The following is a 15,301-nucleotide window of genomic DNA, read 5'->3' as shown; positions in this document are numbered from 1 at the left end:
TGTTTCTGTTGATTATTCTTCAACAGTTTACATAGGTCGAGGCTATTTATAATAATTACATAATAATCTTTTAAAAACAAAATCTATGAAAATAGTAAAAAAACTTTTGAAAATCACAGTTATTTTTGTTGTGCTACTTGTGTTGGCTATGGTAGCTATTCCATTTTTCTTCAAGGATAAGATAAAGGAAAAAGCCATTAGCTTGGTTAATGAAAATATCAATGCAACAGCCTCATTAGAGGATGTTTCTCTCAGTTTATTCCGTAGCTTTCCAAAGGCTGATGTTACCCTCACCAACTTTAGTATAGTCAACAAAGAACCGTTCGTAGGGGATACTTTATTTACAGCACAGAAAATAGCTGTTAAAGTAAGTGTGACCGATTTGTTGTCAGGTAATTACAACATATTAGGCTTCGATTTGAAAGATGCGTCAGTTTTCATTCATATGAATAAAGAAGGGCAGGGAAATTTTGATATAGCTTTGCCTTCAGAAACAACACAAAAGGAAAGTCAGTCCACCCCATTCAAGTTAGGCATACAGTCTTATAATATTGAAAACATGAAGTTTACATTCAAGAATGACGATGGTGATATGCATTTGCTTTTGGATGAACTGAACCATACTGGAAAAGGAAATTTTGAAAACGAAGTATTAGATTTGAATACGAAGACCGATCTGAAAATATCATTTTCGATGGACAAAAGCAATTTTATGAATAGAATTCCCGTTTCGTTGGATGCTATTTTAGGAATTGATTTGAATCAGCAAAAGTATACGTTTAAGGAAAACAAAGCAATTATTAATCGTTTGGAGCTCGTTTTCGATGGATTTGTAAAATTATTAGAAAACGGACAGCATTATGACCTAACTTTTAATGCTCCGTCAAACAGTTTTCAAAGTTTCTTAGCGTTAATTCCAGAGGCGTATTCCAAAGAAATTGAAAAAGTGAAAACTACTGGCGATTTTACACTAAAAGGAAATGTCAAAGGGGACATGGTAGGGGATAAAATACCAACATTTGCTATGGAAATGACCTCTCAAAAAGCTTCATTAAAGTATCCTGATCTACCCAAAAGTATACAAAATATCAACATTGATTTGAAAGTAAAAAATACAACGGGAATTATGAATGATACTCAAGTCAATTTGGATAAATTTACAATGACTATTGATGAAGATCATTTTACAGCTAAAGCCCATGTGTACAACGTAGTTGACAATCCGAAAGTAAATGCTGCATTGAAGGGAACGGTAAATTTAGCAAATCTTTCACAAGCCTATCCTATATCTTTAGACAAACAATTGAAAGGAATTTTTAAAGCCGATATAACCACCGAATTAGATATGAATTCGGTTGAAAAACAGAAGTTTGAAAATATTAAAAGTCAAGGAGTTGCATCTTTACAGCAGTTCGTTTATGAAGGTGAAGAATTCGTGAAACCTTTCCATATTGACGAAGCAAACTTAGATTTTTCAACGGCTCACATTCAATTGAGTAAATTTATTTCACATGTCGGAGATTCTGATTTAAAACTTAACGGGCGTCTGGATAATTTATTTGGATTTCTATTCAAAAATGATGTTTTGAAAGGGAATTTTGCTTTGAATTCTAATAAATTAGTAATTGCAGATTTTATGCAACCTGCAACCAATCCAATAGAAAATCCAACAGAAAGTCAATCTAAAGAAGTAACAACAGCTTCATCAACAACATCAGTTTTGAAAATCCCTTCATTTTTGGATTGTACATTTACTGCAAATGTTGAAACGGTAATTTACGACAATTTAGAGTTGAAAAACACTTCTGGAAGATTGATTATCAAAGAAGAAAAAGTGCGTTTGGAGAATTTAAGAACTGATATCTTAGGAGGAAATGTGGCTATTAGTGGTAATGTATCAACTAAAGATGCTATTCCAACTTTTGCTATGGGCTTGGATATGTCAAAATTAAATATTGTAGAGGCATTTACAAAAATAGAAATGCTATCAAAAATAGCTCCTATTTCTAAAGTTTTGCAAGGAAAAATAAATACTGTAATTAATGTTACAGGGAATTTGAAGAATGATATGACCCCCGATTTGAGTACTCTTTCTGGAGATATTTCCGCAGGTTTGGTTGATTCAAAAGTTAAGAGTGAAGGGTCTAAATTGTTAACTTCCTTAGCTTCAAATTTCCAGAGTTTAGATTTCTCTAAGTTGAATTTGAAAGATTTGAAAGTATCAGGAAAATTCAAAGATGGAAAGGTCAATATTAATCCGTTTAAAGTGAAATATAAAGATATGTCGATTGATGTAGCTGGAACGCATGGTTTTGACCAAGTGATGGACTACAATGTGGTGTTTAACCTGCCACCACAAATGTTGGGAAGTGAAGCAAGTGCAACATTAACCAAACTCACAGGAAATCAAGCTAAGGTAGATAACATTGCCATAACTGCCTTACTTGGAGGGACATTCGACAACCCTAAAATTTCAACCGATATGAAACAGTCAGTGGCCAATTTAGCTTCTCAAATAGCTAAAAATCAAATTAATAATCTTAAAGATAAAGGAACAGATGCCCTCAAAGGATTGATTTCATCTAAAACAGATTCAACTACTGCAGGAAAAGCTAATCAACTTATTGAGGGATTGACAACAAAAAGAGACAGTACTATAAACAAGGTCAAAGACGATGTCAAAGAGAAAGCTAAAGAGGAAGTTAAAAATCAAGCAAAAGGACTTTTAAAAGGTATTTTTGGAGATAAAAAAGAGGAGAAATAGGGTTGTTTTAAGAATGAAAAGCCTGTATAAACCTAAATGTTTTCAGAAAAGTTTATATAGGCTTTGTCGTTTTTTTACATAGAATGTAAGTCTGTTATTTATTGCTGTAAGGTGTTCGTGGTTGTACAACATCCTTAAAACTTTAGTTTCTATATATTTACACATCATACATATATTTCACTTGCAAAAAAAAATAAAAAAAGTTGTATAAAATTGTAAAAAGATGTACCTTTACACTCGAATTTTAAATTAATCAAACAGCTTATGAAATTAAAAATTTTAACATTGTTTGCGTTTGTGTTCAGTTGGTGTTTGACACTTTCTGCACAGACGGTGTCAGTAAAAGGAACGGTTACTGACGAGAGTAAAGTGCCACTACCAGGCGTAAGTGTGTTGATCAAAAACACCACTCGTGGGGTCGCTACCGATTTTGATGGGAAGTACGAAATCAAAGCAAATCGAGGCGAGGTTCTTGTCTTCAGTTACTTAGGTTTTGTAACACAAGAAAAAGTAGTGGGGGGGGGTAATAACCTGACTATCAACGTTTTACTTGTTGAAGAGGCTCAACAATTGGAAGATGTAGTAGTTGTTGGGTATGGAACTCAGAAAAAAGAAAACTTAACGGGAGCGGTAGCAACCGTTGATGCGAAGATATTGGATAGCCGTCCTGTAAGTAGCATCACACAGGCTTTGCAAGGAGCTGTTCCAGGGCTTAACTTTTCAGTAGGAAACGGAGGAGGTGAGCTTAATAACTCTCTTAGTATCAACATTCGGGGAGCTGGAACTATCGGGGATACCACCTCGTCTCCGTTGGTGCTAATCGATGGTATGGAAGGTAACTTGAATACGCTCAACCCACAAGATGTAGAAAGTATTTCAGTACTGAAAGACGCTGCTTCAAGTTCTATCTACGGTTCGAGAGCTGCTTTTGGGGTTATTTTGGTAAAAACAAAATCAGGTAAGGAAGGGCGAATTTCCGTAAATTACAATCAGAACTTCAGAATGAGTTCAGCTTTGCTACAGCCCAGAATGCTGGATTCTGAAAGTTTTGCCTACTATTGGAATGAAGCTGCTCAAAATGCAGGTACAAATCTTCCTTTTTCAGACGAAATTATTCAAAAGATAATTAAATACAAAAATGGAGAGCTTAAAGATGCTACTGATTGGAACGAAAAACAAAGAAATTGGAATGCATACACTCAAAGTTGGGCAAATGTGGACTGGTTTAAGCAATTCTACAGAAATAATGCACCTGCACAAGAACACAATTTAAGTGTCAGTGGAGGTACTGAAAAAGTTAATTTCTTCTTCTCTGCAAACATATTAGACCAAGAGGGTTTATTGCGATACAACACTGATAAGAGACAACGTAAAAGTGTCGTAGGTAAATTCACAGCAAAACTTCACGATAAAATTAAGTTAGATTACAAGACCCAATTTATTAGAATTGATGACAATAAACCTATTTGGGGTGGACCTCTTTTCTACCACAACGTAGCTCGTCGTTGGCCGACTCTACCCGTGTATGATCCTAATGGTTTTTACAAAGAAGGTAATGAAATTGCTCAGTTAGAGGGAGGTACGTCTTTCGGTCAAGAAGATGAATTTATACAGCAATTGTCTTTTGTTATTACTCCCATCAAAAATTGGAATATCCACGTAGAAGGAAATTATAAAACTAAAAACATATTTAATAACTCATATGCTCTTCCTATTTACTATTATGACAATAACAAAAAGCCTGTTGTATTTCCGTTTGGAGGCATTGGATTAAATAAAGCAGGACAAACTTACGTGTCTGAGTATGGTTACAAATCAGAGTTTTATAGTCCTAATATCTACTCAAATTATAGTTTTTCCATAAATGATATACATAACTTTAAGCTAGTTGCTGGTTTCCAAGCAGAACTTAATAAATACAGAAGTTTATCGGCAAGTAGAGATGGGTTATATACCCCTGATGTTATCACAATCAACACTACATATGGTGATAATGACAACGTAGGCGGAGAGAAGCAACACTGGGCAACCGCAGGTTTCTTCGGTAGAATAAACTATGATTTAGCAGGTCGTTACCTATTTGAGTTCAATACACGTTATGACGGTACCAGCCGTTATTTACGTGACCAACGTTGGAACTTGTTTCTTTCAGGTTCGTTTGGTTGGAACGTAGCTCGTGAAGACTTCTGGAAGTCACTGGGAGGTTTTACTGAACATATAAGCACTTTAAAACCAAGGGTTTCTTACGGTAAATTAGGTAACCAAAATATCAAGAATTGGTATCCTTTCTTCCAGTCAATGCCATTGGGAGCTTCCAATGGATATTGGTTGATAAACAATCAACGTACAAATACCGCTTCTGCTCCTGGTTTGGTAAGTAGTTTGCTTACTTGGGAAAGAGTATCGACTGCTAACTTTGGGCTTGACATTAATATGTTCAAGAACCGCTTAGGAGTCGTATTTGACTACTTCGTCAGAAAAACAGAAGGAATGGTGGGGCCTGCTCCTGAATTACCTTCTGTATTAGGAACAGGAGTACCTCGTTATAACAATACAGATATGGAATCCAAAGGATTTGAGCTTGAGTTAAGTTGGAATGACCGATTAGAAAACGGTCTTGGATATTCTGCAAAATTCACTTTGACTGATAGTAGACAGTTTGTAACCAATTATCCTAACGAGAAAAAATTACTTAATCAACCATGGTATAGTGGCAAAGAGGATAAAGAAATATGGGGATATATTACCAAAGGAATTGCCAAAACAGATGCTGAGATGACGGAACATCTTGCTAAAAACACACCTTCTTGGGGAAGTAATTGGGCTGCAGGAGACATTATGTACGAAGACTTGAACGGTGACGGCAAGGTTAACAATGGAGATAACACAGTGGATAATCCTGGAGATTTAAGAATTATTGGTAACGCTACTCCCCGTTATAATTTTGGGCTTAGCTTAGGTGCAGATTGGAAAGGGATTGATGTTAGCCTATTCTTCCAAGGAACGGCTAAGCGAGATCTTGACCTGAGAGATGTTTATTTCCGAGGTGCTAATGGAAATAGATGGCAAAATGCAGGGTATGTTGAACACTTGGATTACTTCCGTCCCGAAGGCACTAAGAGTCCTTTTGGACCTAATGTAGATTCATACTATCCTCGTCCTATTGAAAATAGTGGATGGAAAAACTTTGAACCTCAAACTCGATGGTTGCAAAATGGAGCATATATTCGTTTGAAAAATGTTCAGGTGGGTTACACAGTGCCTGCTGATATTACTAAATCAATTGGGGTAACGAAACTACGTTTTTACATTTCAGCTGAAAATATTTGGACGTACACCAAGCTAACAAAAATATATGACCCAGAAACTTTTGGAGGAGCTTGGGGAGAAGGGAAGATTTATCCTTTATCAAAAGTGGTCTCTACTGGACTTAGTTTAACTTTCTAAAAGAATAACGAAGATGAAAAATAAAATTAAAACAACATTTTTATTACTTGTTGCAACAAGTTTAGGAGTGATATCTTGTAATGATTTTTTGGATAGAGAACCTCTATCAAATGTTACGCCCAAGGATTTTCTTAAATCAGAGTTAGATTTGGCTACCTATACCGTTACAAGATATGGGTTATTCCCCACACATTCGGGGTGGAATGCGGGTACTTTTATTCATGACAATGGTACCGACAATCAAGCAGGCCCTGGAGCTAGTAATATTTGGCTTCCAGGAGAGGTGCGTGTACCCTCATCAGGAGGATCTTGGGACTTTTCGACGATTCGTCAAATTAACTACTTTTTTGAACAGGTTTTACCTCGTTATGAAAAGGGAGAAATAGTAGGAGATAAAGGTAATATTGAGCATTACATAGGGGAGGCTTATTTTTTGAGAGCCTACGAATATTTCAACAAATTAACTTCATTAGGAGATTTTCCAATAATAACGAAAGTTTTGCCCGAGGATAAGGGAGAACTAATAGCAGCCTCTAAACGTGCTCCCAGAAATGAAGTAGCTCGATTTATTCTTTCAGATTTGGATAAGGCTATAGGGTTGTTGAAATCAGCTCCTTTTTCTAATAAAAACAGAATTAACAAGGAGGTAGCTTTATTGTTTAAATCAAGAGTAGCATTGTATGAAGGAACTTGGTTAAAGTATCACGCTGGTACGGCACGCGTTCCAGGTGGTCCTAACTGGCCTGGTGCTAAATCTCATACAGGATTTTCTTTAGATGTAACAGCTGAGAGTAATTATTTTTTAGATCAAGCAATGAATGCTGCTGAACAGGTAGCGGATGCCGTCAAGTTAGTAGAAAGTAATCATCAAACTCAGCAAACCAAAGCTTTGGAAAATCCATATTTCAAAATGTTTGCAGATCTTTCTATGACAAGTTATAGCGAAGTGTTAATGTGGAGACAGTATAATGCAGAATTCTCAGGACATCACACTATGCACTATTTGAATGGAGGAGCTTCATCAGGGTATACAAGAAATTTTGTAGAAACATTTCTTATGAAAAATGGCTTACCTATATATGCACCTGGTTCTGGTTATAAAGGTGATACAGAGATAGTTGATGTTCGTGCTGATCGTGATGAAAGATTGCAACTATTCATGGTACAACCTAAAGACACCTTGGTTTATGAAGGAGTGAGCAAGCCTTTAGTAGCACCTTATCCTGAGTTATTGGATAATAATGAGCGTAAAGCCGTTACTGGGTACAATGTTAAAAAAGGAGTTTACGGAAAAGGAGGTAAATACTTGGTAGGTGCTAATCCAACCGAAACTGGTTGTATTGTGTTCAGAGCTACAGAAGCTTATTTGAACTATATAGAGGCTTCTTACGAGAGAACAGGAAGTTTGAACGGTAAAGCTACCTCATACTGGCAAAAATTACGCTCAAGAGCGGGACTTCCAGAGGATCCTAACGTTACTATCGCTGCAACCGATTTGTCACAAGAAAGGGATTGGGGTAAATACTCAGCAGGTAACGTAATTGACGCTACCCTCTACAATATCCGCAGAGAGAGACGATGCGAATTCATAGCAGAAGGAATGAGATGGAACGATTTGAAACGTTGGAGATCATTAGATCAGGTAAAAAATTATGTGATAGAAGGTTTTAATTTGTGGGATTCTATGTACACAAATTATAAAAATAAAGAAGGAGAAACTGTTCTAAAGGCTTTACCAGAGTCTAATCCTAACGTTTCTGCGAAATCTCAGAGCAAGTATTTACGACCATATCAAATAGTGAAAAACAATAACAAATTTTTTGATGGATACAATTGGACACCTGCTCACTATTTGTCTCCAATTGCTTATGAGCATTTTGTCATAGCCAGTCCAGATGGAACAGAAGAGAGTTCAGTGATTTATCAAAATCCTAACTGGCCGACAAAATCTGGAGGAACTCCATTGGATTAAGTAAAATTTCAAGAACTCTATCTTGGCAAAATTTGACAATGAGGTAAAAAAACTCATTGTATTGATACGGTTATAAGAGTTATAGTGAAATCACTTTCATTATAACTCTTATTTTTATAGATATGTGCTAAGAAAAGATTGTTTTGTGATTTGTTTAATATCCGTCAAACCAAGAGTTAGGAAAAACGGTTAATAGCTTAATGGATAAAAATTAAGCTAAAAACTCTGGAAGTCTTATTTTTACTGTCTTTGTAAAGGTTTAAAATTTGGTCGTGTTATAAAAAGTATGATGGTAGTTCTGCTTCGCCTGAGAAATGCCATAATTGAAAAAAAATGGGAGTTTTTCAAATATACGAAATTCTCAGGCAACTTATTTAGAAAATTTTGGTCTAAAAAATAGTCTAATTTTTATTCATTATCCTAATATTTACAACACCCTTTTTTTCAATCTCAAACTATTTCCTACTACACTTACGGAGCTCAGTGCCATAGCGGCTCCTGCAAGCATCGGGTTGAGTAGAAATCCGTTGATGGGATAGAGAACCCCTGCCGCAATGGGAATACCGATGAGGTTGTAGATAAAGGCCCAAAATAAATTTTGACGAACGGCTGCTACCGTATGTTTTGATAAGCGAATAGCTTGTGGAATTTTGGTTAAATCTGACGAAATGAGCGTCATTTTGGCAACATCCATTGCGATATCAGAGCCTTTTCCCATCGCGATGCTCACATCTGCCGTGGCAAGTGCCGTACTATCGTTGATGCCATCGCCTACCATGGCTACTACTTTTCCTTGAGATTGCAGTTTTTTCACAAAGTCTGCTTTGTCTTGTGGCAAAACTTCTGCTTGATAATGTTCGATGCCCGTTTGTTGGGCAATAGCTTTTGCTGTAGCCTCGTTATCGCCCGTGAGCATATACAGTTCAATCCCCATTTGCTGCAATTCTTGGATAGCTTGGACGGAATTTTCCTTAATTTTATCCGAAATTGCCAAAACGCTCAATGCTTTTTCACTATCGGCAAACCAAATTACGGTTTGGGCTTGGTGTGTCCATTCGTTGGCTTTTTCAAGTAGCTTTGCATCAATATTGATATGATTTTCGAGCAGCAATTTTTGGTTGCCTACGAAATACATTTTATCATTAAATATCGCTTTGGCACCTTTGCCTGTGATGCTTTGGAAATTCGATATTTCAACAGTGGTTACCGAGTGGAGTTTAAGTGCAACCGCCTCTGCCAATGGGTGTTCGGATTGTTTTTCAATGCTTAGAAGAATACTTTCAGCAGAGTTATCGTTATTTAGCCAAAGGACATCAGTAACTTCAGGTTTTCCTTGGGTAATGGTACCCGTTTTATCGAGAATGATGGCATTAATTTTATTAGCAGTTTCCAAACTTTCAGCATCTTTAATTAAAATACCGTTTTCGGCACCTTTGCCCACACCTACCATAATGGCAGTGGGAGTAGCCAATCCCAAAGCACACGGACAAGCGATAATCAATACCGTAACGGCAGAAATCAAACCTTGTACCCATTGATTTTCAGTACCTAAAACTACCCAAAGTACAAATGTGAGTACCGCAATGGATAAAACCGTAGGAACAAAAACAGCAGCGATTTTGTCTGCTAATTTTTGTACAGGGGCTTTGCTTCCTTGGGCATCTTGTACCGTTTTGATGATGTGAGCAAGGAGCGTTTCTTTGCCTACTTTCACTGCCTCAAACTGAAAACTTCCCTTTTGGTTGATGGTTCCTGCATAGACTTTTTCGCCTTCTTTTTTCTGTACAGGTACAGGTTCGCCACTCAGCATACTCTCATCTACAAATGAGTTTCCCTGCGTTACGATGCCGTCCACTGCAATTTTTTCACCGGGTTTCACGAGGATAATATCCCCTGTATTTACCGCTTCTATCGGTGTGATTTTTTCGGTATTTTCATGGAGTACTACCACGGTTTTGGGTTGTAACCCCATTAGTTTTTTGATAGCGGTAGAGGTATTTCCTTTGGCTTTTTCTTCCAAATACCTTCCTAATAAGATAAAGGCGATAATCACCGATGCTGCTTCAAAATACACATGAGGATGGATACCTATTTTGTGTAGATGCTCGGCAAAAATCATCATTACTACGCTGAAAAGATAAGCGATTCCTGTACTGAGTGCCACGAGTGTATCCATATTGGCGGTGCGATGCTGGGCTTGTTTCCACGCATTCACAAAGAAATCTTTACCCAACCAAAATAGGACAGGTGTAGCAAACAACCACGAAATTTCGTTGCCATAGGGCATATCCATAAAAAACATCCCGATAATCACCACAGGAAGGGACAGAATAATCGCCCAAAACGATTTGAATTTTAGTTTTTTGAGTTTTTCTTCGTGAATATTTTCAAGGGTTTCTTGTTGTTTTTCTTCATTTTCGATGAGTAGATCGTACCCGCCTTTTTGTACGGCTTTTTTTATTTCGGCAATGCTTGTTGCACTCGGAAAATATTCCACCGTAAGGTTGCCCGTGGCAAAATTTACCGAAGCCGATACGATGCCCTGAGTTTGCTTTACAATGTTTTCTGCCCCGCTGGCACAAGCCGCACAGCTCATGCCAAGGATGGGGTATGTTGCTTGAGTAATGGGTACTTTATAGCCTAATTTTTTTATTTTTTGTACTGCCAAAGCTGCTGATTCTAGGTTTTTGGTATCTAGTACCACCCGCTGATTGTTGATTTCTACTTTAGCACTTACAACGCCTTCTATTTGTAAAAGTTCCTTTTCGAGGAAAGAAGTTGGGTCGGCGAGGAGGTTTGGAATAGGGATTTGTATTGTCATTTTCTGCTTATTGTTAACTTATTATACGTCTACTTAGTTTTTTTCGTTAGAGTTTTTACGAATTAAATTCTGCTTCAAACTCTAATTTTTGAGCAAATATCGGAATAATATTTCAAAAATGACTATTTTAGATTTTCTAAGAATTATAAACTTACCAAGGTTTATATGACACATGTTAGGGAAATACAGGTAAATTTTGAGAGATTTGTAGATAAGTATATACTTATTCCTTTATATTATTACTCATATATAAGATAAGCTGTCATCATTAAATATACAATGATAGTTGTTTATCTTTTGAAAACTCAATAACTAAATAACACCCAATCCCGTATTGAAAAGTTTTTGACCCAAGAATAAGTTATTTTACGGTATTAATAAGTATTTTAAAGAGTAACATTCTATTTTTTATCTACAAGTTTTTGATAATAAGCATGATAAGATAATATATGAAAAATATTTCAAAAAAACTTTCGAAAATTTTTGGTGATTTATAAAAAAGTATTACTTTTGCACCCGCTTTGGAAGGCAGTTAGCTATTAGCTTATGGCGTATAGCTTACAGCGCGAAGCGAAAAGTTCAAAAAATATTTTGAAAAAAAAAGTTTGCAAAATTTTTGGTGTTTTATAAAAAAGTATTACTTTTGCACCCGCTTTGGAAGGCAGTTAGCTATTAGCTTATGGCGTATAGCTTACAGCGCGAAGCAAAACGCTCAAAAAAATATTTTGAAAAAAAACTTTGCAAAACTTTTGGTGGTTTAGAAAAAAGTATTACTTTTGCACCCGCTTTCGAAAAGCAGTTAGCTATTAGCTTATAGCGTATAGCTTACAGCACAAAGCAAAACGCTCAAAAAAAATATTTTGAAAAAAATTTGGAAGTAAAGATAAAAAGTTGTTATCTTTGCACCCGCTTTGAGAGCTAATAGCTGTTAGCTAGTAGCTAAAAGCGAAGAGTAATAAAGTTCATTGAAAAAATTGTTGACAGCACAAGAATAAGATTTAAAGAATTATCCTAAGAGTCGATTACTTATTTGTTAAAGGTTACGATATTAAAGATTTTTAACGATGAAGAGTTTGATCCTGGCTCAGGATGAACGCTAGCGGCAGGCCTAACACATGCAAGTCGAGGGGTAAGGAGAGCTTGCTCTCCCTAGACCGGCGTACGGGTGCGTAACACGTGTACAATCTACCTTTTACTAAGGGATAGCCCGAAGAAATTTGGATTAATACCTTATAGTATTATTTTATGGCATCATTAAATAATTAAAGCTACGGTGGTAAAAGATGAGTACGCGTCCCATTAGCTAGTTGGAGTGGTAACGGCACACCAAGGCTACGATGGGTAGGGGTTCTGAGAGGGATGTCCCCCACACTGGTACTGAGACACGGACCAGACTCCTACGGGAGGCAGCAGTGAGGAATATTGGACAATGGTCGGAAGACTGATCCAGCCATGCCGCGTGCAGGATGACGGCCTTATGGGTTGTAAACTGCTTTTATACAGGAAGAATAAGGTCTACGAGTAGATTGATGACGGTACTGTATGAATAAGCATCGGCTAACTCCGTGCCAGCAGCCGCGGTAATACGGAGGATGCGAGCGTTATCCGGAATCATTGGGTTTAAAGGGTCCGTAGGCGGGCGTATAAGTCAGAGGTGAAAGCACTGAGCTCAACTGAGTAACTGCCTTTGAAACTGTATGTCTTGAATAGTTGTGAAGTAGCTGGAATGTGTAGTGTAGCGGTGAAATGCATAGATATTACACAGAACACCGATTGCGAAGGCATGTTACTAACGACCGATTGACGCTGATGGACGAAAGCGTGGGGAGCGAACAGGATTAGATACCCTGGTAGTCCACGCTGTAAACGATGGATACTAGCTGTTTGGTTTTCGGACTGAGTGGCTAAGCGAAAGTGATAAGTATCCCACCTGGGGAGTACGCACGCAAGTGTGAAACTCAAAGGAATTGACGGGGGCCCGCACAAGCGGTGGAGCATGTGGTTTAATTCGATGATACGCGAGGAACCTTACCAAGGTTTAAATGGGAAACGACGTACCTAGAGATAGGTATTTCTTCGGACGTTTTTCAAGGTGCTGCATGGTTGTCGTCAGCTCGTGCCGTGAGGTGTCAGGTTAAGTCCTATAACGAGCGCAACCCCTGCTGTTAGTTGCTAGCGAGTTAAGTCGAGCACTCTAACGGGACTGCCGGTGCAAACCGTGAGGAAGGTGGGGATGACGTCAAATCATCACGGCCCTTACATCTTGGGCTACACACGTGCTACAATGGCCGGTACAGCGAGCAGCCACTGCGTGAGCAGGAGCGAATCTATAAAGCCGGTCACAGTTCGGATCGGAGTCTGCAACTCGACTCCGTGAAGCTGGAATCGCTAGTAATCGGATATCAGCCATGATCCGGTGAATACGTTCCCGGGCCTTGTACACACCGCCCGTCAAGCCATGGAAGCTGGGGGTACCTGAAGTCGGTTGCCGCAAGGAGCTGCCTAGGGTAAAACTAGTGACTGGGGCTAAGTCGTAACAAGGTAGCCGTACCGGAAGGTGCGGCTGGAACACCTCCTTTCTAGAGAAATGCCTTTACGAGAGTAATTGTAGGGTATTCTTTAAATCTTGTGCAGTCGATATTTCTAGGCTAATTAGAGGTTAGTGATTAGTGTTTAGAAGTTATATAGACTAATTGCTATTTGCTGATGGCTAATAGCTAAAAAGATGCAGTCTCATAGCTCAGCTGGTTAGAGCGCTACACTGATAATGTAGAGGTCGGCAGTTCGAGTCTGCCTGGGACTACAGAGCAGATAGCTAATGGCTAATATCCAATAGCTAAAAGCTAAAAAGTTCATACAAATAGAATGAAAGGAAATTTTAGAGGTTGTTGCTTTTAAGATAGGTAAGAGTTTTGGGATTGATATAAACTATTCCCTATTGCCTAACCCCTAATACCTATATTAATGGGGAATTAGCTCAGCTGGCTAGAGCGCCTGCCTTGCACGCAGGAGGTCAAGGGTTCGACTCCCTTATTCTCCACATAATGCTTAAAGCCTTTAGCTAATGGCTAATAGCGGAAAGCTATAAAGAGTTCATTGACATATTGGGATAAAAAACACGAGAGATCAAATAAGATTGATTAAATCGAGAAATAAATAAAGAATCAAAGAGAACGAGGTATGTTTTGCAATAGCAAAACAACTACAAGCGCAATAAGTTATGTAAGGGCGTATGGGGGATGCCTAGGCTCTCAGAGGCGAAGAAGGACGTGATAAGCTGCGAAAAGCTGCGGGGATTGGCACATACGATTTGATCCGCAGATATCCGAATGGGGCAACCCACTGCATTGAAGGTGCAGTATCCTGTTAAGGAGGCGAACCCGCTGAACTGAAACATCTAAGTAGGCGGAGGAGAAGAAAACAAAAGTGATTCCGAGAGTAGTGGCGAGCGAAATTGGAATAGCCCAAACCTATATTGTTACGGCAATATGGGGGTTGTAGGACCCGATATTGGTTGTTATATGGAACTAGAAGTGTTTGGAAAATCACATCATAGAGCGTGAAAGTCGCGTATAGGTAACGTATAATAAATCATAGGGAAATCCTGAGTAGGGCGGGGCACGTGGAACCCTGTCTGAATTTGCCGGGACCATCCGGTAAGGCTAAATACTCCTGAGAGACCGATAGTGAACTAGTACCGTGAGGGAAAGGTGAAAAGAACCGTGAATAACGGAGTGAAAAAGACCCTGAAACCATACGCTTACAAGCGGTCGGAGCCCATTAGGGTGACGGCGTGCCTTTTGCATAATGAGCCTACGAGTTACTTTTACTTGCGAGGATAAGCATTTCAGATGCGAATTCGTAGCGAAAGCGAGTCTTAATAGGGCGTTATAGTAAGTAGTAGTAGACGCGAAACCTGGTGATCTACCCTTGGGCAGGTTGAAGCGCTGGTAACACAGCGTGGAGGACCGAACCGGTTGTCGTTGAAAAGACTTCGGATGACCTGAGGGTAGGGGTGAAAGGCCAATCAAACTGGGAAATAGCTCGTACTCCCCGAAATGTATTTAGGTACAGCGTCGTGTTCTAGTTTATTAGAGGTAGAGCTACTGATTGGATGCGGGGGTTTCACCGCCTACCAATTCCTGACAAACTCCGAATGCTAATAAATGATACACGGCAGTGAGGGTATGGGTGCTAAGGTCCATATCCGAGAGGGAAAGAACCCGGACCATCAGCTAAGGTCCCCAAATATATGCTAAGTTGACCAAACGCGGTCTGACTGCAGTGACAGCTAGGA

4 protein-coding genes, 2 tRNA genes and 2 rRNA genes (1 of these 8 cut by a window edge) are annotated in these 15,301 nt (G+C 38.6%); 7 read left to right on the top strand and 1 reads right to left on the bottom strand.

All coding sequences use genetic code 11. From position 1 onward, the window contains the following. Nucleotides 1-85 precede the first annotated feature (85 nt). The 3 genes from CGC49_RS03095 (at nt 86) to CGC49_RS03085 (ending at nt 8,183) form a co-directional block, all read left to right on the top strand. Nucleotides 86-2,764, top strand: a complete 2,679-nt coding sequence (locus CGC49_RS03095) for an AsmA family protein (RefSeq protein ID WP_095911819.1) — start codon at nt 86-88, stop codon at nt 2,762-2,764. Between the two features lie 264 nt (nt 2,765-3,028). After that, complete coding sequence (locus tag CGC49_RS03090) at nt 3,029-6,211, top strand: TonB-dependent receptor (protein WP_095911818.1); 3,183 nt, start codon at nt 3,029-3,031, stop codon at nt 6,209-6,211. A 13-nt stretch (nt 6,212-6,224) separates the two neighbouring features. After that, nucleotides 6,225-8,183, top strand: a complete 1,959-nt coding sequence (locus CGC49_RS03085; RefSeq protein ID WP_095911817.1) for a RagB/SusD family nutrient uptake outer membrane protein — start codon at nt 6,225-6,227, stop codon at nt 8,181-8,183. A 427-nt stretch (nt 8,184-8,610) separates the two neighbouring features. On the opposite strand, the gene CGC49_RS03080 is transcribed toward CGC49_RS03085, so the two are convergent. Then, nucleotides 8,611-11,004, bottom strand: coding sequence for a heavy metal translocating P-type ATPase (locus CGC49_RS03080; RefSeq protein WP_095911816.1), 2,394 nt, complete (start codon nt 11,002-11,004; stop codon nt 8,611-8,613). Between the two features lie 1,061 nt (nt 11,005-12,065). Between CGC49_RS03080 and CGC49_RS03075 the strand changes: the two genes are divergently transcribed. From CGC49_RS03075 to CGC49_RS03060, 4 genes are all read left to right on the top strand, one after another. Beyond that, nucleotides 12,066-13,583: ribosomal RNA gene (locus CGC49_RS03075) — 16S ribosomal RNA — on the top strand. Between the two features lie 150 nt (nt 13,584-13,733). Then, nucleotides 13,734-13,807, top strand: a tRNA-Ile gene (locus tag CGC49_RS03070). 163 nt (nt 13,808-13,970) lie between these two features. After that, nucleotides 13,971-14,044: transfer RNA gene (locus CGC49_RS03065), tRNA-Ala, on the top strand. Nucleotides 14,045-14,215: 171 nt separating this feature from the next. Further along, nucleotides 14,216-15,301 (top strand): 23S ribosomal RNA (locus CGC49_RS03060); it runs 1,747 nt beyond the window's last position. The 16S and 23S rRNA genes sit together here with 2 tRNA genes alongside, the layout of an rRNA operon.

It is taken from the genome of Capnocytophaga sp. H4358 (assembly GCF_002302515.1).
Classification (GTDB): domain Bacteria; phylum Bacteroidota; class Bacteroidia; order Flavobacteriales; family Flavobacteriaceae; genus Capnocytophaga; species Capnocytophaga canis.
The sequence above is the reverse complement of the archived record's forward strand: the minus strand, read 5'-3'. Positions and strand labels throughout refer to the sequence as shown.